Consider the following 989-nt stretch of genomic DNA (forward strand, 5'->3'; position numbering starts at 1 on the left):
TCCGCCGGCGCCGATCGCACCGGCGCAGCAGCGCCGACCACGCCGGCAAGATGCGCCCGCTCGACAATCCGTTGGCGACGCCCGCGGCACAAGGCATGATCCGCCACCACCTCGCCCGCATGACGCACGATAACGCGGCCGCCCAGCACCACGACTTGGACGCTCTCCCCGATCAGCCGCCAGGGAACCGAGTAACTGTTCGTGTCCAGGTCGATTGCGCAGTCCGCCTGGACCTTGCGCACGAGATCGCGCAGCTGCCCAAACGGTGCCCGTCCGCCCAGAGGGCGAAGCGCCATGGCTTCTTCGGCAAAGCGCTCCGCAGGAGCCACGCCGGTCGTGCCATGCACACGCTGATCAGCAATCTCGCGTGTCCACCGGTCCAGATGCGCCTCGAACGCCGCCCAGTTCTCGAACCGGCGGCCGGCAATCGCATTGCGCTTGACATAGCCGACCCCGCGTTCGTCCTTCCCCTTCGTACGCGCCCGGTAGGGCGCACAAGCCCGCGGCGTAAATCCCCAGTAGCGGGCAAAGGTGTGCAGCCTCACATTGAACCGCACCTCCCGCGTCGTCGCATCGTGATGTTCGACCAGCGCCTTCGGATTGTCGAACAGTACTTCCGTTGGAACCCCGCCGAAGCGAAGGAAGGCTCCTTCCATCCCCTCGAACCAGTCCGCCTGGCGCTCCCGAAGCGAGGGACGGATATGCAGCCGACGCGAGTAACCCAGCGTTGCTACAAACAGGTGCACCCGAACACGCTCGCCGCCGACCCACGCCCGCGTGTCGCCAAAGTCGATCTGCATCTGATGTCCCGGCGCCGTCTCAAACCGAACCGTCGCGCGCTTCTGCGCCCTCAACTCCCGACGCCAACCCTGCACCCGAAGCTCCACCGACCGAAGCCCTATAACGATCCCATGTTCGCTCTCCAGTTCCTGGCGCACCACATCGGCGTTGCCGCCATGGCGGAAGAAGCGCTCCCGCAGCCAATCGTC

General features: G+C 66.1%; 1 protein-coding gene. It reads right to left on the minus strand.

What is annotated here, in order from left to right:
• Nucleotides 1–989, minus strand: a 989-nt coding sequence (gene istA, locus NKH04_RS33085; RefSeq protein ID WP_353045607.1) for an IS21 family transposase, incomplete at both ends; no start/stop codon positions are given.

The organism is Mesorhizobium sp. M1365 (assembly GCF_040317865.1).
In the GTDB taxonomy this organism is placed as follows: Bacteria; Pseudomonadota; Alphaproteobacteria; order Rhizobiales; family Rhizobiaceae; genus Mesorhizobium.